Annotated in this window: 20 protein-coding genes; 7 read left to right on the top strand and 13 right to left on the bottom strand. The window is 67.6% G+C overall.

Annotated elements, in window-relative coordinates; all coding sequences use genetic code 11:
* Positions 1 to 32: 32 nt before the first annotated feature.
* From treZ to RQG82_RS10150, 4 genes are read right to left on the bottom strand one after another with little or no spacing between them, the layout of a single operon-like run.
* The gene (gene treZ / locus RQG82_RS10165) at positions 33 to 1,790 is read right to left on the bottom strand and encodes a malto-oligosyltrehalose trehalohydrolase (protein ID WP_311258968.1); all 1,758 of its coding nucleotides are present in this window, start codon (positions 1,788 to 1,790) and stop codon (positions 33 to 35) included.
* Positions 1,787 to 4,135, bottom strand: coding sequence for a malto-oligosyltrehalose synthase (gene treY, locus RQG82_RS10160; RefSeq protein ID WP_311258967.1), 2,349 nt, complete (start codon positions 4,133 to 4,135; stop codon positions 1,787 to 1,789). Before treY ends, treZ begins: the two co-directional genes overlap by 4 nt.
* Positions 4,132 to 6,342, bottom strand: coding sequence for a glycogen debranching protein GlgX (gene glgX / locus RQG82_RS10155; protein ID WP_311258966.1), 2,211 nt, complete (start codon positions 6,340 to 6,342; stop codon positions 4,132 to 4,134). Before glgX ends, treY begins: the two co-directional genes overlap by 4 nt.
* On the bottom strand, positions 6,339 to 6,623 hold the full coding sequence (locus tag RQG82_RS10150) for a hypothetical protein (protein ID WP_311258965.1): 285 nt from the start codon (positions 6,621 to 6,623) through the stop codon (positions 6,339 to 6,341). The genes glgX and RQG82_RS10150 overlap by 4 nt, the downstream gene beginning before the upstream one ends.
* A 177-nt stretch (positions 6,624 to 6,800) precedes the next feature.
* On the opposite strand from RQG82_RS10150, the gene thrC reads away from it, so the two are divergent.
* Positions 6,801 to 8,204, top strand: a complete 1,404-nt coding sequence (gene thrC, locus RQG82_RS10145; protein WP_311258964.1) for a threonine synthase — start codon at positions 6,801 to 6,803, stop codon at positions 8,202 to 8,204.
* A 92-nt stretch (positions 8,205 to 8,296) separates the two neighbouring features.
* Here thrC and RQG82_RS10140 read toward each other — a convergent pair whose 3' ends face one another.
* The 4 genes from RQG82_RS10140 to RQG82_RS10125 all read right to left on the bottom strand — a co-directional run bounded on the left by RQG82_RS10140 (position 8,297) and on the right by RQG82_RS10125 (position 10,579).
* Positions 8,297 to 8,707, bottom strand: coding sequence for a VOC family protein (locus RQG82_RS10140; RefSeq protein ID WP_311258963.1), 411 nt, complete (start codon positions 8,705 to 8,707; stop codon positions 8,297 to 8,299).
* 95 nt (positions 8,708 to 8,802) lie between these two features.
* Positions 8,803 to 9,069 (bottom strand): thioredoxin family protein, encoded by a 267-nt coding sequence (locus RQG82_RS10135; protein ID WP_311258962.1) that lies wholly within the window; start codon positions 9,067 to 9,069, stop codon positions 8,803 to 8,805.
* Positions 9,070 to 9,131: 62 nt separating this feature from the next.
* Positions 9,132 to 9,530: a DUF1801 domain-containing protein gene (locus RQG82_RS10130; protein ID WP_311258961.1), complete on the bottom strand. Its 399-nt coding sequence runs from the start codon at positions 9,528 to 9,530 to the stop codon at positions 9,132 to 9,134.
* A 38-nt stretch (positions 9,531 to 9,568) separates the two neighbouring features.
* Positions 9,569 to 10,579: an FUSC family protein gene (locus RQG82_RS10125; protein ID WP_311258960.1), complete on the bottom strand. Its 1,011-nt coding sequence runs from the start codon at positions 10,577 to 10,579 to the stop codon at positions 9,569 to 9,571.
* A 48-nt stretch (positions 10,580 to 10,627) separates the two neighbouring features.
* Between RQG82_RS10125 and RQG82_RS10120 the strand changes: the two genes are divergently transcribed.
* Positions 10,628 to 11,971, top strand: coding sequence for a M20/M25/M40 family metallo-hydrolase (locus RQG82_RS10120; protein ID WP_311258959.1), 1,344 nt, complete (start codon positions 10,628 to 10,630; stop codon positions 11,969 to 11,971).
* Positions 11,972 to 12,029: 58 nt separating this feature from the next.
* Positions 12,030 to 13,484 carry an MFS transporter gene (locus tag RQG82_RS10115; protein WP_311258958.1) on the top strand — a complete coding sequence of 485 codons (1,455 nt, stop codon included), beginning with the start codon at positions 12,030 to 12,032 and terminating at the stop codon, positions 13,482 to 13,484.
* A gap of 2 nt (positions 13,485 to 13,486) precedes the next feature.
* Here the strand turns inward: RQG82_RS10115 and RQG82_RS10110 are convergent, their stop codons facing one another.
* From RQG82_RS10110 to RQG82_RS10090, 5 genes are all read right to left on the bottom strand, one after another.
* Complete coding sequence (locus RQG82_RS10110; RefSeq protein ID WP_311258957.1) at positions 13,487 to 14,302, bottom strand: acyl-CoA thioester hydrolase/BAAT C-terminal domain-containing protein; 816 nt, start codon at positions 14,300 to 14,302, stop codon at positions 13,487 to 13,489.
* Positions 14,303 to 14,318: 16 nt separating this feature from the next.
* Positions 14,319 to 14,576, bottom strand: coding sequence for a hypothetical protein (locus RQG82_RS10105; RefSeq protein ID WP_311258956.1), 258 nt, complete (start codon positions 14,574 to 14,576; stop codon positions 14,319 to 14,321).
* 155 nt (positions 14,577 to 14,731) lie between these two features.
* Complete coding sequence (locus RQG82_RS10100; RefSeq protein WP_311258955.1) at positions 14,732 to 15,901, bottom strand: RtcB family protein; 1,170 nt, start codon at positions 15,899 to 15,901, stop codon at positions 14,732 to 14,734.
* Between the two features lie 276 nt (positions 15,902 to 16,177).
* Positions 16,178 to 16,582, bottom strand: coding sequence for a VOC family protein (locus RQG82_RS10095; protein ID WP_311258954.1), 405 nt, complete (start codon positions 16,580 to 16,582; stop codon positions 16,178 to 16,180).
* A 33-nt stretch (positions 16,583 to 16,615) separates the two neighbouring features.
* The gene (locus RQG82_RS10090; protein WP_311258953.1) at positions 16,616 to 17,383 is read right to left on the bottom strand and encodes a siderophore-interacting protein; all 768 of its coding nucleotides are present in this window, start codon (positions 17,381 to 17,383) and stop codon (positions 16,616 to 16,618) included.
* Positions 17,384 to 17,486: 103 nt separating this feature from the next.
* Between RQG82_RS10090 and RQG82_RS10085 the strand changes: the two genes are divergently transcribed.
* From RQG82_RS10085 to RQG82_RS10070, 4 genes are read left to right on the top strand one after another with little or no spacing between them, the layout of a single operon-like run.
* Complete coding sequence (locus RQG82_RS10085; RefSeq protein ID WP_311258952.1) at positions 17,487 to 18,479, top strand: ABC transporter substrate-binding protein; 993 nt, start codon at positions 17,487 to 17,489, stop codon at positions 18,477 to 18,479.
* Between the two features lie 52 nt (positions 18,480 to 18,531).
* On the top strand, positions 18,532 to 19,521 hold the full coding sequence (locus tag RQG82_RS10080; RefSeq protein WP_311259156.1) for an iron chelate uptake ABC transporter family permease subunit: 990 nt from the start codon (positions 18,532 to 18,534) through the stop codon (positions 19,519 to 19,521).
* Positions 19,514 to 20,539 carry an iron chelate uptake ABC transporter family permease subunit gene (locus RQG82_RS10075; protein WP_311258951.1) on the top strand — a complete coding sequence of 342 codons (1,026 nt, stop codon included), beginning with the start codon at positions 19,514 to 19,516 and terminating at the stop codon, positions 20,537 to 20,539. The genes RQG82_RS10080 and RQG82_RS10075 overlap by 8 nt, the downstream gene beginning before the upstream one ends.
* Positions 20,536 to 21,291 carry an ATP-binding cassette domain-containing protein gene (locus RQG82_RS10070; protein WP_311258950.1) on the top strand — a complete coding sequence of 252 codons (756 nt, stop codon included), beginning with the start codon at positions 20,536 to 20,538 and terminating at the stop codon, positions 21,289 to 21,291. The genes RQG82_RS10075 and RQG82_RS10070 overlap by 4 nt, the downstream gene beginning before the upstream one ends.

Here is a 21,291-nt window from a genome sequence, read left to right as displayed (position 1 = left end):
AACTCAAGGGGCTCGACGCCGCCCGAGAGGGTTCAGCGCGGCGGCGCGACGATCGCGGCAGACTCGGGCGGAAGCGCGATGGTCCGCGCCATCATCCGGCCGGGTGCCGTCTCCAGCAGGATCCGCGAATCGGCGCCGAGGTCGAACTCCACCTCTTGTGCGGTGAGGTTCACGAGCACCGCGAGCTCACCCCGCTCGATGCGGTAGGCCCGGTGCTCGGGCGCGCCCTCGAGATGCGAGACCGAGACGACGTTGTGCGACATCTCGGGGTCGGTCAGTTCGGGCACCTCGCGCCGCAGCGCGATCAGCCGTCGATACAGGTCGAGCATCCGGGCATGCTCCGGCGATCCGACCTCGCTCCAGTCCAGCCGGGATCGCTCGAAGGTCGCAGGGTCCTGAGGGTCGGGCACTGCGGCCGGATCCCATCCCATCCGTGCGAACTCGGCGATCCGTCCCTCGGCGGTGGCCCGCGCGAGCTCGGGCTCCTTGTGAGACGTGAAGAACTGCCAGGGAGTCGATGCTCCCCATTCCTCGCCCATGAAGAGCATCGGGGTTCCGGGAGCGGTCAGGGTCAGCACCGCGGCGACGGCGAGCCGATCAGACGACAGCGACGCGGTCAGTCGGTCTCCGGCCGCGCGGTTGCCGATCTGATCGTGATCCTGTGCGAACGTGACCAGGCGCCACGCGGGAACGCTCGACGGCAGCGGAGCGCCGTGCGCGCGCCCGCGGAACGACGAATATGTGCCGTCGTGGAAGAACCCGCCCTGCGTCACCTTGGCGACAGCATCCGGCGCCGCGAAATCGGCGTAGTACCCGTCCGTCTCGCCGGTGAGCGCGACGTGCACGGCGTGGTGCCAGTCATCCGACCACTGAGCGGTGAGACCGTATCCTCCGGCATCCCGAGAAAGGGCCATGACGGGATCGTTGAGATCGGACTCGGCGATCAGGCTCAGGGGGCGATCGATCTCGCGCGACAGCGCATCCACCCGCTCCGACAGCTCGTGCAGGAGATGCGGTGTGCTGTCGTCGTGAAGGGCGTGCACAGCGTCGAGACGCAGACCGTCGACATGGAAGTCGCGCAGCCACATCAGGGCGTTCTCGATGATGTACTCGCGTACTGCCGGCTCATCGAGGTTCACCGAGTCGCCCCAGGCGGTGTGCTCGCCGTCGCGCAGGTAGGGGCCGAACTCGGGCAGGTAGTTGCCGCTCGGGCCGAGGTGGTTGTAGACCACGTCCTGGATCACCGCGATACCCCGTGAATGAGCGGCGTCGACGAGCCGCTGGTACCCGGCCGGGCCCCCGTACCCCTCGTGCACGGCATACCAGAGCACGCCGTCGTATCCCCAGTTCCATTCGCCGCCGAATGCGTTGACCGGAAGAAGTTCTACATGGGTGATGCCGAGTTCGACGAGGTGATCGAGACGCCCGATGAGCGAGTCCAGTGTGCCCTCCGGCGTGAAGGTGCCCACGTGCAGCTCGTAGATCACTGCGCCGTCGAGCGACCTGCCTCTCCAGTCGGTGTCGCTCCACTCGAAGCGAGTGGGGTCGAACAGTGCCGAGGGACCGTGCACGCCCCGCGGCTGTCTGCGTGACCGGGGGTCGGGGCGCAGCGTGGTGCTGTCGCCGAGGAGGAAGCCGTAGCGCTCGCCCTCGGCCATCGCCACATCGGTGCGCCACCACCCGGAGCCGTCATCCGCCGGGTCGAGATCGTGTTCCGAGATCGTCACGCAGGCGGGGGTCAACCGCCGCAACCGCACGCTGTCGGCGCGCGGAGCCCAGACCGAGATCATCGCTCATCCACCAGGAGCGCGACCGGATAGGTGTCGAGGAGGTCGGCGAGGCGGATCGGCCCACGGCCGAATCGCCGCCCCGTGATCGCGTCGGTCGCGGGCAGCTCGCGGCGCAGCAGCACGGTGTCGCCCCACCCGCCGCGACGGGCGAGACCTGCGGGCAGACGCGTCGCGACCGCGAGCGCACCGCCCCGGTCCATGGCGACGGCGTGATCGGATGCCTCGCCGGCGACGCCGCCGGGGCGATACCGGTAGAACAGTTCGCGGTTGTCTCGTCGCAGACGCAGCGTGCGGGAGGTGACGAGCATCTTCGCGAGACCGGAGTCGTCGACAGGGGGGAGGCTGCCGCGGGCGATGTCGTCATCGAGCCGCCGGAGCATCGCCGACCGCGCAGCGAAGTCCACCGGCCGCCGATTGTCGGGGTCGACGAGAGAGTGATCCCACAGCTCGGTGCCCTGATAGACGTCCGGCACGCCGGGGGCGGCGAGCTGCAGGAGCTTCGCGGAGAGCGAGTTCACCCGACCGTGATCGACGATCTCGCTCACGAACCCCTCGAGGATCGTGCGGGCAGGCCCGTTCGCGGCGTGCGCGATCGACTCGACACCCTTCTCGAACTCGAGATCCGGATGCTGCCATCCGGTCGACTCCGCGGCCTCACGTGCCGCCTTCAGGCCGTAGGCGAGCAGTCGCTCGGACGAGATCGGCCAGGCTCCGACCGCAGCCTGCCAGAGCAGCGAATCGAGGGGGCCGTGTCCGGTCGAGGCGACGGCCCGCAGCTCGGTCAGGACCTCAGCCCAGCGATCCGGAACCTCGGCGAGCACCGAGAGGCGTGCACGGACGTCTTCGGATCGTTTGGTGTCATGCGTCGACAGCGCCGTCAGAGAGTGCGGCCATGACGCCAGCCGTGCTCGCTGCGCATCGTGGAATCCGTCGACCGAGATGGAGGCGATCGACGGATCGCCGCCGACCTCTGTCAGGGTTCCGAGGCGGGTATGGCGATAGAACGCGGTGTCCTCGACGCCCTTCGCCATGACGGCGCCCGTCACCTGCGGAAAACGCTCCGACACCTCGAGACTCGTGTCGAGCAGCAGCGGCGCCAGCTCGGCGATCGATGCCGCGAGGTCGGGGCGTCGGCGCGAGGCGTCGTCGATCGCGTGCTGCAGGTGCTCGCGCCCCGCCGGCAGGTACGCCCGGTAGACGGGAAAGCTCGCCACGATCTCGGCCAGCGCGTCTTCTGCGCCGACCACTCCGAACGGCAGCGCCCGCACCAGGCGGCGCACCTCGGACTGCAGGAGTTCGTCCGCGATCATCCGCTTGGTCGTGTGGATCAGATCGTGCCACGGCTCCGCCGCCGGCAGACCGGTCGCCGAGCGCAGCCGCGCGTCGAGTCGGTCGAGGGCGGCGACTCCGTCGCCGTCGATCAGGACGCGGTCGATCTCGCCCATCGCGTCGTATCCGGTCGTGCCGTCGGTGCGCCACCACGAGGGCAGCTGCTCTCCGGGTTCGAGGATCTTCTCGACGACCGTGTACGCGCCGCCGGTGATGTCTGCGAGTCGTTCGAGGTAGCCCCCCGGGTCGGTCAGCCCGTCGGGGTGGTCGACCCGCAGGCCGTCGGCCAGCCCGTCCGTGATCCACCGCGCGATCTCGACGTGCGACTCGTCGAACACGTCGGGAATCTCGACGCGGATGCCGGCGAGCTCCGACACGGCGAAGAAGCGGCGGTAGTCCAGGTCGGTGTTCTGGTCTTCCCAGAACCGCAGCTCGTAGTGCTGGGCGTCGAGCAGCGCCGGCAGGTCATCCGCGAGCGCAGCAGAGCCCGGCGCCAACGGCAGCACGTGGTCGAAGTACGACAGTGTTCCGTCGGGGGCGTCATCGGCGGGAACGGTGTCGATGACGATGTCACCCGACTCGAGCACCTCTGAGAGCGACGAGCCCAGGATCGGCAGACGCACGCGCCCCTCCGACAGCCGTTTGTCGATGTCGAACGCCACCGCATGCCGTGACGCGCGTCCGAGCCTCAGCAGATCCCACCACCAGATGTTGGCGCGGGGGATGGCCACGCCGACGTGGTTCGGCACGATGTCGACGAGGATGCCGAGTCCGGCGGCGCGGGCGCCTGCGGCGAATCGCTTCAGCCCCTCGGGGCCGCCGCGCTCGTCATCCACCCGCGAGTGGTCGACGACGTCGTAGCCGTGGTCCGAGCCCGGCACGGCGGCCAGGAGCGGCGACAGGTAGGCCCACGACGCCCCGAGGTCGGCCAGATACGTCGTGACCGATGCCGCATCGTCGAGTGTGAAGCCTGAGCGGATCTGCAGGCGATAGGTCGAGAGCGGGCGATGCGTCATCGAGGCAGCTCCGGGGTGGGGGCCGGCGCCGGAGCCTCGGCCTGCTCGGTCTGGATGCGCAGCGACGCTTCGACCGAATTGTCGGTCGACACCACCGTCCGGTCGACGTCACGCAGCACCATGAGTGAGTGGGCCTCGAGTGAGACTGCCGCACCCGGATCCAGCGATGCGCCGTCTGCGCGCTCGCCGGCCGTGTCGATCATGACTTCCCACGCGTGGCCGTGCCGCTCGTCGGGGAGCGCGACCTCGACGGCATCCGTCCCGCTGTTGAAATAGACGAGGAAGTTCTGATCGGTGACAGGGCGACCACGTCGGTCCTTCTCGCGGATCCCCTGACCGTTGAGGAAGACTCCGATCGCGAGACCGAAGCCGGAATCCCAGTCCTCCGGTTCCATCCGACGACCGTCCGGCCGCAGCCAGACGACGTCGGGCACGCGCTCGCCGTCTTCCGACCGCACAGGACGGCCGTCGAAGAAGCGGCTGCGCCGGAACGTCGGGTGGTCGCGGCGAAGCCGGGCCACCGCTGCGGTGAACTCCACCAGCGGCAGGTCAGCCGACTCCCAGTCCACCCAGGTGAGCTCGTTGTCCTGTGCGTAGCCGTTGTTGTTGCCGTCCTGGGTGCGGCCGAGCTCGTCGCCGTGCGCGATCATCGGCACACCCTGCGACAGCAGCAGAGTCGCGAGGAAGTTGCGCTGCTGCCGGGCGCGGATGCGGTTGATGCCCTCGTCGTCGGTGGGGCCCTCCGCGCCGTTGTTGTCGGAACGGTTGTGGGATTCGCCGTCGGCATTGTTCTCGCCGTTGGCCTCGTTGTGCTTCTCGTTGTACGAGACGAGGTCGCGAAGCGTGAAGCCGTCGTGAGCGGTCACGAAGTTGATCGACGCCACGGGGCGGCGACCGGAGTGCTCATAGAGGTCGGCCGAGCCGGTGAGGCGCGAGGCGAACTCGCCGAGCGCCTGAGGCTCACCGCGCCAGAAGTCGCGCACCGTGTCGCGGTACTTGCCGTTCCACTCCGTCCACTGCGGAGGGAAGTTGCCTACCTGGTATCCGCCAGGACCGACATCCCACGGCTCGGCGATGAGCTTCACCTGCGAGACGATCGGGTCCTGCTGCACGAGCTCGAAGAAGGCCGCGAGTCGGTCGACGTCGTAGAACTCGCGCGCGAGGGTCGAGGCGAGGTCGAACCGGAAGCCGTCGACGTGCATCTCGGTCACCCAGTACCGCAGCGAGTCCATGATCAGCTGCAGTGCATGCGGGTTGCCGGCATTGAGGCTGTTGCCCGTGCCGGTGTAGTCGGTGTAGTAGCGGCGGTCCTCTTCGAGGCGGTAGTAGGCCTCGTTGTCGATGCCCCGCATCGAGAGCATCGGCCCCATGTGGTTGCCCTCTGCCGTGTGGTTGTAGACCACGTCGAGGATGACCTCGATGCCCGCAGCGTGGAGCGCGCGCACCATGGCCTTGAACTCCTGAACCTGCTGGCCCTGCTGCCCGCTGGAGGCGTAGTCGTTGTGCGGCGCGAAGAAGGCGAGGGTGTTGTAGCCCCAGTAGTTCGTGAGGCCCTTCTCTTGGAGGGTCGAGTCGTAGATGAACTGATGCACCGGCATCAGCTCGATCGCGGTGACTCCGAGGTGCACGAGATGCGCGATGACAGACGGGTGACCGATCGCCGCATACGTGCCGCGCAGCTCTTCGGGGACATCGGGGTGCAGCTGGGTGAGACCCTTGACGTGCGCTTCGTAGATCACGGTCTGCGCGTAGGGGATCTTCGGAAGGCGATCGCCCGCCCATTCGAAGAACGGGTTCACGACCACGCCCTTCACCATCGTCGCGCCGGAGTCCTCGTCGTTGCGGGAATCGGGGTCGCCGAAGTCGTAGCCGAACAGGGGCTGCCCCCACTCGATCCGACCCGCGACCGACTTCGCGTAGGGGTCGAGAAGGAGCTTGTTCGGGTTGAATCGCTTTCCCTGGGCGGGGTCGTATGGGCCGTGCACGCGGTATCCGTACAGCTGCCCCGGCTGCACGGAGGGCAGGTAGCCGTGCCACACGTAGGCGTCGACCTCTTCGAGCGGGACCCGCTCTTCGTTGCCGTCGTCATCGAACAGGCACAGCTCGACCTTCTCGGCGCCTTCGCTGAACAGAGCGAAGTTCGTGCCCTGACCGTCGAAGGTCGCGCCGAGCGGGTAGGGGGAACCGGGCCAGATCTCGCGGTTCACTGAGCGCGCCGCTTCGAGACGGCGCGGTGCAGGACAGTCCTCACAGCGTCGTGGAAGTCGTGCACCTGAGCGATCTCGTCAGCGTGGTGATAGGGGTGGCCCACGTAGCAGACGAAGACCGGATGCACGTGCTCGACGTATCCGACCGGACCTTCGTGGAGCACGACGTATCGATCGAGGTCGACACGTTCGTAGAGGGGCTCGGCCGGCGTGGAGGCTGTCATGGGAGCCTGGCCGTCCGCGGGCTTGTGGTCATGCGCGGTATGGGTCTTCGCAGTCATGAGGGCTCCTGTTCTGTTGATGGGCTCCACGCTAAGAGATTCGATCCCGAAGCGGAACACCATTGCCTCCGGGGGATGAACGCGCTATGTCGTGAGAAGCAGGTCGGGCAGTGCAATCACCCCGCGGCCACCTGCGAGAATGGAAGCCCCGCGCCGTTTCCGAACCGAGGAGCACCCGTGCAGTACATCTCCACCCGAGGCGGCATGCAGCCGCTGCCGTACTGCGAGACGCTGCTCGAAGGGCTCGCGACAGACGGCGGGCTCGCCGTGCCCGAGACCATGCCGACGGTCGACGGTGAGACTCTCGAGCGCTGGCGGGCACTGACCTATCCGCAGCTCGCGACCGAGGTGCTCGCGCTGTTCGCGACCGACATCCCCCGCGTCGATCTCGCGCGCATGACCGCCGCGGCATACGACCAGTTCCCCGAAGAGGTCGTGCCGCTGCGTTCGATCGATGACGGCCTCACGCTGGTGGGTCTCTCCGAGGGGCCGACGCTGGCGTTCAAGGACATGGCCATGCAGTTCCTCGGCCAGGTCGTCGAGTACGCGCTGGAGCGCAAGGGCTCGGTGCTGAACATCCTCGGCGCGACCTCCGGAGACACGGGATCGGCGGCTGAGCACGCTCTTCGCGGCAAGGACCGCATCTCGGTCTTCATGCTGTCCCCGAAGGGGCGCATGAGCGCGTTCCAGCGTGCGCAGATGTTCTCGCTCGCCGACGAGAACATCCACAACATCGTGGTCGACGGCGTGTTCGACGATTGCCAGAACCTCGTCAAGTCGCTCGCGGGCGATCTCGACTTCAAGCGCTCCCAGCACCTCGGCGCGGTCAACTCGATCAACCTCGCCCGCATCACCGCGCAGGTCGTCTACTACTTCTGGGCATGGCTGCGCGCGACGGACGCCGGCGGATGGACCGAGGTGTCGTTCACCGTGCCGTCCGGCAACTTCGGCAACATCCTTTCGGGCTTCTTCGCGAAGGAGATGGGGCTGCCGATCCGTCGGCTCGTGCTCGCGGCCAACGAGAACAACGTGCTCGACGAGTTCTTCCGCACCGGTGTCTACCGGCCCCGGAGCGCGGCGCAGACGCTCGCCACCTCGAGCCCGTCGATGGACATCTCGAAGGCCTCGAACCTCGAGCGCTTCATCTTCGAGCTCGTCGGGCGCGATGCGACCCGCGTGGTGAAGGCCTGGCAGGATCTCGACACCCAGGGCTTCTTCGATTTCACCGCCGATCTCGCTCGTTTCGTCGAGGAGTTCGGAATCGTCAGCGGCACCTCGACGCACGCCGACAGGCTCGAGACCATCAAGTCGGTCTATGAGGCGACGGGCGACATCATCGACCCTCACACCGCCGACGGCGTCAAGGTCGCCCGCGAGAATCTCGAATCAGGTGTGCCGATGCTCGTGCTCGAGACCGCGAAGCCGCAGAAGTTCGCCGAGACGATCCGCGAGGCGATCGGCGTCGAGCTCGAATACCCGTCGGAGCTGCGCGCCATGCTCGACGCGCCGCAGCACAAGACCGAGATGGCAGACGACGAGCACGAGCTCCGCGCGTTCATCGAGGCCAAGGCCCTGCGCTGAGCCGGCCCGGCCGAACCAGGCATCCCTGAGAACCTCTCCTGCTGACACCGCAGGAGGGGGTCTTCGAAGTTAGCGCGTCGGGCGCTGGTGACTCACTCGGGGTCGCCGTGCAGCATCCACGGCACTCCGAAGCGATCGACGAGCATCCCGAAGCTGCCGCCCCACGGCGGAGTGTCGAGCGGCATCGTGATCGCCGCACCGTCGGACAGGGCATCCCAGACCTGCTGCGTCTTCTCCTGCGAGTTGCCGCTGAGCGAGACCGAGAACCCCTGCGGCGGCTCGAACGGGATGCCGTCTGGGGTGTCTGACGCCATGAGCACCAGGCCGTCGGGCGTCGTGAGCTGCGCGTGCATAACGAGGTCGTACTGATCGGGGTTCTGCACCATGTCGGGGAACTCGCCGAACACGTTGACCTCGAGATCACCGCCGAGGATGCCCTGATAGAACTCCATCGCCTGCCGCGCTTCGGTGCGGAACGAGAGATACGGATTGAGTGTGGCCATGACTGCCCCCAGCGATGTCAGGCAGGGTCGTCGTCGGCCCCGCTGCGGCTCATTCTGCGCCGGGGGTCGGACATCCGCAAGGGCGACGTCGGCGCTCAGTCGGGGAGGGCCTTCACCGCGGCCGTCAGCACCTGAGGAACCGTCGGCACGCCTTCTGCCCGGAAGACCTCCGTCCCCGAGGCATCGCGGATGATGACCGTGGGTGTGAAGCGGATGTCGAGCGCCTCCGCCGCATCCGGCTCCGATGCGACGTCGATCTCGGTGACGGTCGCGTCGGGAAGGTAGCGCACCGCATCCGCCACGACCGCACGGGTTCGAGAGCAGGCTCCGCAGAACGCGGAGGTGACCAGCGTGAGTTCCATCGCGCTCCTCTCGGCTCTCGATGTGCAACCCGACAGCGGCCCGTCGTGTTCCCGGAGCGAGGTCAGAACTCGGTGCGCTTGACGAGGCCTCGGTTCGTGCGGATGTGCTCGTAGTCCCACTGCACGACCCTCGACTCCGACAGCCAGACGGCGAGACGGTCGGTGTCGATCTCCGAGACGTCGACGAACCTCGCCTCGGCCGCCTCGAACGATCCGGAGGCGACGAGCCCGGGCTCGGCGAACGACTGGCCGCTCCAGAACATCAGCCGCACGGCATCCTTCAGTCGGTCGTATCCCACGATCGGATTGCCGTCGAGAAACCAGACGGGGTGCGCGTGCCAGACCTTGGCTGTCGCCTCGGGGAGCCCTCGGTCGATCTCGTCGGCGAGCAGGTCGCAGATCTCACGATCTTCGGGGGTGAGTCTCTGGTGGTAGTCGTCGATCTCTGGCGCGCGGGTCATGGTGCGAGTATGGCCCGTGCAGCGACCGCCGTCGAGAGTCAGGCGGGAGGCGTCGTGGCGCGAGGATGCAGCAGGCCGGAGAGCGCGCCGAGCGCAGCCCCGACGAGCGTATCGACGATGCGCTCCCACGCGACGTCCATCGACCCGATCTCGCCGGTCGCCGCACCCGTCAGCAGCAGCACGAGCGGCGTGATGAAGACGAGCGCGAGGGCGTAGTGGCGCACCACGACGAGCTCGATCGTGAACTGCAGGGCGCCGAGAAGCAGCGCCAGCCAGAGACCCGACGGCTGCAGCAGGGCGAGCAGCGCGTAGACCCCCGCGCCGACGACGGTTCCGAGCATGCGGTGCAGTCCTCGCTGCACCGCGGCGCGGCGGGCTGCCGCCACGCCGATCACCGCGACGGCCGATCCGACGATCCAGTACGTGCGCGTCGGGTCGATCACCAGCCCCAGCAGAACGCCGACGACAGCGACGAGTGCGACCCGGACCACCAGCATGCGCGAATCGGCCGTGAAAGCGGGCCCTGGCAGGAGTTCGCGCAGCGGCCGGGCTGAGATCGACCGTGCGCGAGGGAGCAGCAACGGCGCCATCGCGATCAGATAGGAGAAGACGCACCCGGCCGCGAGCGCGGCGACGTAGACCATCGGCGCGATCGGCGAGCTGACGACCACGTGAGCCGAGAGGCCGAAGACCAGCACGAAGAAGAGGGGCCCAGGTGGACCGAGTCGGAAGCCGAACGCCAGAGCCGCGCTGGCGACCGCGACCACGACGACACCGATGCTCACGAGCCAGGCGTTCGCAGACACAGCGACTCCGAGCGCGGCGCTGGCGATCAGACCCGCGGCGACGAAGGGCAGGATCCTCGCCCGATCGATCACCGGGGCCGTGCCGGCGAAGAGGACAGTGAACGCGCCTGATGCCGCTATGTAGCCGAGCGAGGGCTGGCCGGTCATGGTCATGACGGCGATCGGCACCGCGATGCCCAGCGCCGCCTGGGTGGCGAGGTGCCAGCGCGGACCGCGCTTGGGTGCCAGGGCGAACAGGCTCATCCCTCCATTGTCTCGCGGGTGGGAGGCGGAATGCGCCCCGGCGCTACGATGGCCGACGTGACAGAACCTCGACCGGGAATCGCCGAACGGCTCTCGCAGATGATCCAGCTGCCGACCGTGTCGGCTGAGCTGGAACAACGCGGATCCGAGCCGTTCGAAGCCTTCGTCGCGTTGATCGCCGACCTCTATCCGCTCGTCCACGAGCGCCTTACGCTCGAACGGCACACCGATCTCGGGCTGCTCTTCCACTGGTCGGGCAGAGATGCCGGGGCCGATGGGCCGGTCGTGCTGATGGCGCACTACGACGTGGTCCCGGTGGATGAGAGCGACGCGTGGACGCATCCCCCGTTCGAGGGCGTCATCGCCGACGGGGTGGTCTACGGGCGCGGCGCTCTCGACGACAAGGGCCCACTGATCGTCGTGCTCGAGGCGGTCGAGAATCTGCTCGCCGAGGGCTTCGTCCCCGGGCGAGACGTCTATCTCTCGTTCGGCGGCAACGAGGAGACCTTCGGTCGAGCGGCCGAGGAGATCGCGAGGGTGCTCCGCGAGCGCGGCATCACCCCGTGGCTCGTGGTCGACGAGGGCGGCGCGGTCGTCGACGCTCCGCTGCCGTTCGTGCCAGGACGAGCGGCCATGATCGGCGTGGGCGAGAAGGGCGTCATGACCCTCACCCTCTCGGCGCGCGGCGAGGGCGGCCACGCGTCGGCGCCACCTTCTCTCACCGCCGTCCGGCGGGTGGCGAGGGCCGTCGATCGACTCGGGCCGCGGACGTTCCGACCACGACCATCGAAGGCGATCGGGCGGATGCTGTCGCAGCTCGGCGCTCAGACGCCCGGTCCCGCGCGACATCTGCTGCGCCTGCTCGGATCCGCCCCGCTTCTGACCGGCCAGCTGTTCGCCGCGCTCGGCGGCGAGCCTGCGGCCCTCGTGCGCACGACCGTGGCTCCGACGATGCAGTCGGGTGGCACGGCGGCGAACGTCCTGCCCTCCCAAGCGTCGGCGACCGTGAATCTGCGCATCGCTCTGGGCGAGACGACACAGCAGACAGTGCTGCGCGTGCGCCGGCGCATCAGGGATCCGCTCGTCACGGTCACCGTCGAGGAGGCGAGCGAGCCGTCGCCCGAATCCGCGACCGACAACGCCCAGTTCGCGCTGCTCGCGGACGCGCTCGCGGTCTCGCACCCCGGAGTGCCCGCCGTGCCGTACGTGATGATGGCGGCGACGGACTCCCGACACTTCCACCGCTTCGCGCCCGCCGTCTACCGCTTCGCGCCGCTCGACATGTCGAACGCGCAGCGGGCGTCGATCCATGGCGTCGATGAGAACGTCGAGATCGTGGCGCTCGAGCGAGGGGAGCGGTTCCATCGTGCTCTCATCGAGCGACTAGGGTGATCTCACCCCTTCGCGGGCGTCTCGGCGCCCGACTCAGCCCTTTCACCGAGGAGCCGCGATGACGCGCACCCGAACTCTGGGAACCCTCGCCACGGTCGTCGGCTTCCTCGCCTTCGTCGAGTTCACCAGCGGCGTCCTCCAGGGCTATTACACGCCCATGCTCACCGACATCGCTCGGCATCTGGGCATCCACGACGCCGACGTGAACTGGCTCGAGGGAACGCAGCTCATGCTCTCGGCTCTCGTCGTGCCGGCGTTCGCGAAGCTCGGCGACATGGTCGGGCACAAGCGGATGCTGCTGATCTCGACGGCACTGACCGCCGCGGCGGCGCTCGTCCTGCCGTTCACCGACTCGTTTCCCGTGTTCCTGATCGGCTGGACGCTGATGGGCTTCTACGTCGTCTGGCTGCCACTCGAGATCGCGCTGATCTGGTCACGCTCCCGCCGGATGGAGGGACGCTCGTCGATCACGGCGAAGGCGGCAGGGCTGCTGGTCGCCGCGCTCGAAGGCGGCGCGATCATCGGTGCTCTCGTCGGCGGTGCACTGATCGATGTCCTGCCGCTCACGGTCGTTCTCCTCATCCCCGCACTGCTCGTCGTCGTCTGCTTCTTCGTGATCCTGTTCGGAGTGAAGGAGTCGCCCGATCCGACGGGCGGCGTGTTCGACACGGTCGGCGTCGTGCTGATCTCGCTCGCCCTGATCTGCTTCACCGGCGGCCTGAGCCTGCTCCGTCTCGAGGGCGGACTCGTCAACCCCTGGTCATGGGCGGTGGTCGTGCTCGGCCTCCTGCTGGTCATCCCGTTCGTGCTCTGGGAGCTGCGCTGCGACGACCCTCTCATCGACGTGCGCATGTTCCGCTCACCGGCCCTCGGGCCCGTGTTCCTCACCGCCGGCCTGTTCGGGGTGAGCGTGCTGGGGGCCCAGGCTCCGCTGTCGACGTTCGCCCGCACCGATCCGGGCGTCTACGGCTATGGCCTCGGAACCACGGGCTTCGCGACGTCGCTGATCATCGGGCTGTACCTGATCGCGATGATCGCGGGTGCGCTGCTTTTCCCGCTCATCGCTCGTCTGGTGACCCCGCGGATCACTCTCATGGGTGCGTCTCTGCTCGTCGGCATCGGGTTCCTGCTGTTCCTGCCGTTCCATGACTCGTATGTGCAGGTGGTGACGAACATGATCATCGTCGGTCTCGGCTCCGGCGCTCTCGTGGCGGCGCTCCCCGCGGCGGCCGCATCGGCGGCTCCCGCGACGCAGACGGGTGTCGCGACCGGACTCACGAACTCGGTCAAGACGGTGGGTGGAGCGATCGCGTCGTGCATCTTCGGCATCGCGCTGCTCAACGGCGTGAGTGGAGCGGTCGAAGGCACCGCAGGGTCATTCGCCGGCTACATCACGGTGTGGGTGGTCTGCGGTGTGACGGCGCTCATCGCCGCCGCGATCCTCGTCTTCGTTCCGAAAGAGGCTTTCACCGACCGGGCGGATGCCGAAGCCGTCGCCACACCGGTCGTCTGACCTCAGTCTCGGTCGAGGCCGAGGATCCGGGAGATCTCGGGCCAGGCCTGTGCGCCGAGCGCTGCATCGGCGCGCGGGGTGCCGCCCCGCGCCATCTGCACGCCGCCCACGGCGGCGACCTCGCCGGGGAGGAGCAGGCGGTGCCCCGCATCCGGATGCTGCACGATCGTCGTACGTCTGCCATGGGCGCGCCGGCGCTGTGAGATCGCGGTCGCGAACGCGGCGCTCGGCCAGACGCGGTCGTCGCCCCCGGCGATCAGCAGCAGGTCGCCGGAGATCCGCTCGACAGGAATCGTCGCCGCCTCTGTGAGCGCCGGATCGAGGGACAGGCTCGACGAGTACAGCGAGAGGTACTCCGGCGGATCGGTGGTCGGGGTCCATGCAGAGTCGAACTCGACCGCCGGCATCGGAGAACCGCCGAGACTCCAGTGGGACGACCAGCGACCCTCCGCCAGCCCGGACCAGATGACGGACGAGGGGGAGACGGCGATGGTTGCGTCGACCTCGACGGTGGCAGCGGTGACGAGGGCAGCCTCGGCGCCGAAGGACGTTCCGAAGATCGCCACGCGATCGTGGTCTCGTCGCAGCAGCTCGATCTGGTCGATGAGCAGTTCGATCGGAACCTCGTGCGGCGCCGGTCGCTGGCCGATGCCCCCGAACCAGCGGATCGCTCGCACTCGGGCGCCTCGATGGCTGAGGAGATCGGCGCGAGCGGACTCGAGGCGCCCACTCGAACCGGCGAGCAGCAGCACGGCTGTGCCGCAGGGGCGCTCGGGGAGCGCGTCGTACGTGTCATCCGAGACGATGGGCGAAGGCATGTGTCGGTGGCCGCAGTCAGTCGCGGTCGAGCCCGAACGAGCGCTTGACGACGGCCTGCATGTCGCGGTCGAGTCCGTCGATGCGCGTGTTCACGGTGTCGAAGCGGGCATTCATCTCTCCGCGAAGACCGCCGATCTGGGCGTTCATCTCGTCACGGAGGCCGCCGATCTCGGTGCGGACGACGCGGATGAACAGCGTGGAGACGACGGTCAGCATGCCCAGCATGAGCGCGGTGAAGCACCCGATCATCGTCCAGATCTGAGCGTCGTTCATGAGGTGCACCGTGTCATCCTCGCATCGTTCCACTCCGATGATCGGAATCGAGGGCGCTGTATACCGTCATCCCGAGCGGTGGGAGCAGCTCGAGTCGCAGGCAGGGTGTGCAGGAGAGGTGGGCGGTGACTCCTCGTCACCGCCCACCTCTCTTCTCAGTCGCCCTTGACGTTGACCAGCTGCCGCAGCGTGTGCCGGATCGAGACCAGGCTCGCGGCATCCGCCATCACCCGGTCGATCGGCTTGTACGCCTGCGGGATCTCATCGATGAAGGCGCTCGTGTCGCGGAACTCGATGCCGGTCATCGCCTCGCGCAGCTGTTCGTGAGAGAAGGTGCGCCGTGCCGCCGACCGCGAGTACTCGCGGCCGGCGCCGTGCGGTGACGAGTTCAGCGACTGCGGGTCGCCGAGACCCTCGACGACGTACGACGCGGTTCCCATCGAACCGGGAATGAGTCCGGGGCGACCGGCATCCGCCTGGATCGCGCCCTTCCTCGACACCCACACCCTCTTGCCGTAGTGCTTCTCCGATTCGGTGAAGTTGTGGTGGCAGTTGATGCGCTCCTGCTCGTCGACGGGCGTTCCGAGGAACTCCGACACCTGCCTGGCGACCCGGTCCATCATCTCCTCGCGGTTGAGCAGCGCGAAGTGCTGGGCCCACCGCAGCTCGCGGATGTACCGGGTGAACTCCGGCGTGCCCTCGACGAGATAGGCCAGATCGGGGTCGGGCAGCTCGATCCACCACTGCTTCGCGAGCCGCTGTGCGACGGAGATGTGGTAACCCGCGATCCGGTTGCCGACGCCTCGCGAACCGGAGTGCAGGAAGAGCCACACGCGGTCGAGCTCGTCCACCGACACCTCGATGAAGTGGTTGCCCGAACCGAGGGTCCCGAGCTGGAGCCGCCAGTTCTCGGCATACGTCTCGGGGTCGAGTTCGCTCTTCTCGGCCAGGGCCTCGAGCTCGGCGATGCGCGGCTCGGCGGTCGTGACGATCTTGTTGTTGTAGCGGCCGGCCGAGAGGGGGATCGCGCGTTCGATCTGCTCGCGGAGTTCGGCGAGATCGCGCCCGTCGAGATCCCTCTTCGTGAACTGGGTGCGCACGGCGATCATGCCGCAGCCGATGTCGACCCCCACGGCGGCGGGGATGATCGCGCCGAGCGTCGGGATGACCGACCCGACCGTCGCTCCCTTGCCGAGGTGCGCATCCGGCATCAGAGCCAGGTGCGGGTGGATGAACGGCATGCGCGCGGTGGTGTACGCCTGATCGAGCGTCTTCTCATCGATCATCGACGCCCACGAGAGCAGCCGTGTGGAGAGCCTCTCCATGATTCCTTTCCTTGTGTGATGTTCAGCCACAGGTCGGGAGTCTCGTGAGAAACAGAAATGCCCCGAACCTGACGGTGCGGGGCATGAGAACAGCGGATGCTGTCACACGGCGCGCGCCGGAGGGTACGACTCGTAGCGGTCGTCGAGCTTCTGCTGAAGCTGCCCGACCGCGGCGAAGGGGAAGTTCCGCATGGCGGTCATCCGTCGTCTCCTCGGCGTGAAAGCTGTGCGCGATCGGCACAGCTTTGCCACATTAGGGCGCGACACGCCCGGGAGTCAAGCGGAATCGCGGGGAGGGTTGTGCATGAACTCGATGCGGATGCCGTCGGCATCCTCCACGAATGAGGCGTAGTAGCGGTCGGTGTACCGCGGATACTCCTTCGGGTCTCGAACGGCCGTCCATCCGGCATCGAGCGCCACTGCGTGCAGGCGATCGACCGCATCGCGCGAGGGCACGGCGAACGCGATGTGCTGCCAGCCGACGCGACCGTGCCGGTGAGGGCCGGAGTCCTCATCCCATGCGTAGATGATGATCTCCGTCTCGTCGCCGTTGTTCCACGAGATGGAATGGTCGTCTTCGCCGCCGCTCTCGTAGCCGAGGGCGATGAGCACGGGATGGAACTGAGCCCTGCCCCGCTCGAGGTCGTCGACGGTGATGCCCAGATGATCCAGAAGTGCCATGCGTTCAGTCTTCCAGTGGAGGCGCGCGTCGCACTAGTGCGGAGCGTGGTATTCGGCTTCACCGCGCTTCCAGTAGCCCTTGACCACCGCATTCGCGGAGTCGATGCCCCATCGGTCCAGCAGTGCGCGTCCCGGCTTCACGATCGACTGCTCGGCCGCGATGAAGACGAACGGATCCTCGCCGATCGAGTCCTCGGCCGTCAGCCCTTCGAGCAATGCGATGAGCGCCGAACCGGATGGCGCGTCGCCACGATGCAACCACTCGACGTCGACCGGGGCGGTGATCTCGATCTCGCTCCCCGCCGAGACCGTCTCCACCACGATTCGCGCGGCGACGCCCCCGGGGATGAGCGCCGCGAAGCGCCGGATTGCCGGGATGGCGGTCTCGTCTCCGACGAGCAGCCAGGAGCCGGGGCTGCCCTTCAGCACAGCCGACCCGCGCGGCCCGCCGACGCCGATCGATGACCCCAGCGGAGCAGTCGCCGCCCAGGGGGCGGCGATACCCGAGTCGCCATGCACGGCGAACTCGACATCCAGCCAGTCCGCACCCCAGGCCAGGGGCGTGTACTCACGACTCGGTGCCGACCGCATCTCCTCGACCGACTCCACGGGGCCAGCAGGGAAGAACAGGCGCATGTGATCGTCGGAGCCCGGAGAGTCGAATCCCTCGAGGTCGCTGCCCGTGAGGCGCACACGTACGAAGTCGGGCGCCAGCCATTCTCGCGCGCTCAGTGTGACCGTGCGGAAGCGCAGATCGAGGCCTCGGCGCTCAAGGGAGAAGCGGGATTTCGTATCGCTCATAAAGTAAGGCTAACCTATCTTGGAGACGGAGTTAGGGCATCCTAAGTCCCGTCTTTCCTGCGCCGATCGCGCGCACTCATCACCGCAGAACGGGAGTCTCTCCATGTCCATGCCCAGAATCCTCAGCGCCACGAGCGTCGGTCTCGTCGGTCTCCTCGCCCTCGCAGGCTGCGCCTCAGGCGCCGAAGCCGAGCCGGCCGAGACCACGCCCGCCGCCGACTCGGTCACGATCGAGGACAACACCGGGTCGCACGAGATCGCCACGCCTCCCGCATCCGTCGTCGCATTGGACAACCGCACGTTCCAGACGCTCTCCGACTGGGGAGTCGAGCTCTCGGCCGGCGCGGTGGCGCTCATGCCGGACACGGTGTCGTACCTCGACGACGACTCGATCGTCGACATCGGCCTGCACAGCGAGCCCGACCTCGAGGCGATCGTCGCCGTCGAACCCGACCTCATCATCAGCGGACAACGATTCACCCAGCACAACGAGGCCATCGCCGAGCTCGTGCCGGACGCCACGATCATCGATCTCGAGCCTCGCGAGGGCGAGCCCTTCGACGACGAGCTCAAGCGACAGATCACCGTGCTCGGCGAGATCTTCGGCAAGCAGGACGAGGCGCAGGCGCTGGTCGACGACTTCGACGCGGCGGTCGAGCGGGCGAAGGCCGCCTACGACGACGCCGACACCGTCATGGCCGTGAACACCTCGGGCGGCGAGATCGGATACCTGGCACCGACCGTGGGTCGCTCGCTCGGACCGATCTACGACATCCTCGGGTTGACCCCGGCACTCGAGGTCGCCGATGCCTCGGATGACCACCAGGGCGACGACATCTCGGTCGAGGCGATCGCCGCCTCGAACCCCGACTGGCTTCTCGTGCTCGACCGCGACGCCGTGTTCGCCGCGGAGACCCCCGACTACGTGCAGGCCTCCGAGATCCTCGAGAGCTCCGAGGCCCTCGCTGCAGTCACGGCCGTCGCTGACGAGCAGATCGTCTTCATGCCCACCGACACGTACCTCAACGAGGGCATCCAGACGTACACGACGTTCCTGAACGACCTCGCCGACGCCCTCGAGGCCGCACAGAAGTAGGTCGCTCGGCGGCATCCGCTCGAGGGCGGATGCCGCCGGCCGGCGTCTCATGATGTCCCGCACCGCGTTCCCCACCGAGCCGCCCCGGTCCGCCGGACGGCTCTTCGACGTCAAGCTCCTCGTCGGCATCCTCGTCGTCCTCGCACTTCTGGTCGTGTCCCTGTTCACCGGGGTCTACGACATCGCGGGAGCCGCTGACGGTGCCGAGATGTTCCAGATCACCCGCGTCCCGCGCACGATAGCCCTCGTGCTCGCGGGCGCCGCGATGGCGATGGCGGGGTTGGTGATGCAGCTCCTCACCCAGAACCGCTTCGTCGAGCCGACGACCACCGGCACCACCGAGTGGGCGGGGCTCGGTCTGCTCACGGTCATGGTGCTCGTGCCGAACCCCTCGATCCCCCTGAGGATGGCAGGCGCCATCGTCGCGGCCTTCATCGGCACGATGGTGTTCTTCGCCTTCCTGCGCCGCGTCTCGCTGAAGTCGTCTCTCATCGTCCCGATCGTCGGCATCATGCTGGGCGCCGTCGTCGGGTCGGTGTCGACCTACTTCGCGCTCGCGACCGACTCGCTGCAGGCCATCGGGGTCTGGTTCGCGGGCAGCTTCACCTCGGTGCTCCGAGGACAGTACGAGATGCTCTGGATCGTGGCGATCGTCGGAGTCGTCGTCTTCATCGTCGCCGACCGTCTCACGATCGCCGGCCTGGGGGAGGAGATCGCGACGAACGTCGGGGTCGACTACAACCGGGTGATCCTGCTCGGCACCGTGCTCATCGCCGTCACCACGGGGGTCGTCACGGTCGTCGTCGGAAACCTCCCCTTCCTCGGGCTGATCGTGCCCAACATCGTCTCGATGGTCCGCGGCGACGATCTGCGCAGCAACCTGCCGTGGGTCTGTCTGCTCGGCATCGCGATCGTCACCGTGTGCGACATCATCGGACGGACGATCATCATGCCGTTCGAGGTGCCCGTGTCGCTGATCCTCGGCGTCGTCGGAGCGATCGTCTTCATCCTGCTCCTGCTGAGGCAGCGTCGTCGTGGCTAGCGCGATCGCGGCCGGCACCCGCACCTCCGGATCCTTCACGACGCCGCGCGCCCGGCAGCGGTACATCATCGTGCTCGGCATCCTCGTAATGCTCTCTGTGGCCTTCGCCTTCGCGCTGCTGGCCTGGGAGAACCCGATGCCGATCGGATCACCCGGATTCTGGCGCATCGCGAAGCTGCGGGTGACGAACGTGACCGTGATGGCCGTGGTCGCGGTGGCGCAGGCGATCGCGACCGTGAGCTTTCAGACGGTCACCAACAACCGCATCATCACCCCGTCGATCATGGGGTTCGAGTCGCTCTATCGCGTCGTGCAGACGACCACTGTCTACCTGTTCGGCGTCGCCGGTCTCGTGGCGATCCAGGGCGTCTGGCAGTTCGGCCTGCAGGTCGTGATCATGGTGGGCCTGGCGATGGCGTTGTACGGATGGCTGCTGTCAGGACGCTACGGCAACCTGCAGATCATGCTGCTCATCGGGATCATCATCGGCGGCGGCCTCGGCGCGATCTCGACCTTCATGCAGCGGCTTCTCACGCCCAGCGAGTTCGACGTGCTCGCGGCACGGTTGTTCGGCAATGTGTCCAACGCCGACGCGTCGTACCTGCCTGTCGCGATCCCGCTGTGCATCGCGGCCTCGGCGCTGCTCTGGATGAGGTCCAGAAGGCTGAACCTGCTCGCGCTCGGCCCTGACGTGTCGCGTTCGCTCGGACTCGACCACAAGCGCGAGCTCTACATCGTGCTCTTCCTCGTCGCCGTCCTGATGGCGACGTCGACCGCGCTGGTCGGGCCGATGACGTTCCTCGGCTTCCTCGTCGCGACCCTCGCCTACCAGTTCGCCGACACGTACGATCATCGACTCATCTTCCCGGTGGCCGTGCTCACGGCCTTCACGATCCTCGCCGGGGCCTATTTCGTCATGAAGAACGTCTTCTACGCGCAGGGCATGGTCTCGATCCTCATCGAGCTCGTCGGCGGAACCGTCTTCCTCATCGTCATCCTCAGAAAGGGCAGGCTGTGATCACACTCGAGGGCGTTCGCCGCGACTACAGCGACGAGGTCGCGATCGGCCCCGTGGACCTCCGGATCCCCGCCGGGGGGATCACGGCGCTGATCGGTCCCAACGGCGCGGGCAAGTCGACGCTGCTGACGATGATCGGTCGGCTCGGCGGCATGGACGCCGGGGCGATCGAGATCGCCGGGTACGACGTCGCGACCACGAAGTCGAAGGACCTCGCGAAGATCGTCTCGGTGCTGCGGCAGGAGAACCACTTCGTCACCCGGCTCACCGTGCGCCAGCTCGTCGGGTTCGGGCGCTTCCCGCACTCGCAAGGCAGGCTGACCCGCGACGACGAGGAGATCATCAGCAGGGCGATCGACTTCCTCGACCTCGGCGAGCTGGAAGGGCGTTATCTCGACGAGCTCTCCGGAGGCCAACGGCAGCGGGCCTACGTCGCGATGGTGCTGGCGCAGGACACCGAGTTCGTGCTGCTCGACGAGCCGCTCAACAACCTCGACATGAAGCATGCCGTGCAGATGATGAAGCATCTGCGCCGGGCGGCTGAGGAGCTCGGGCGGACGATCGTCATCGTGCTGCACGACATCAACTTCGCGGGTCACTACGCCGACCACATCTGCGCCATGAAAGACGGTGAGGTGGTGGAGTTCGGCTCGCCCTCCGAGATCATGACCGGTGAGGTGCTCACCCGCGTGTTCGACACGTCCGTGCAGGTGGTCGAGGGGCCTTCCGGTCCCCTCGCCGTCTACTACTGA

Origin of the sequence: Microbacterium sp. WCS2018Hpa-9, from assembly GCF_031843745.1 — a bacterium.
GTDB lineage: Bacteria > Actinomycetota > Actinomycetes > Actinomycetales > Microbacteriaceae > Microbacterium.
Note: the sequence above shows the minus strand (reverse complement) of the source record. Positions and strands in the feature narration are given on the sequence as shown.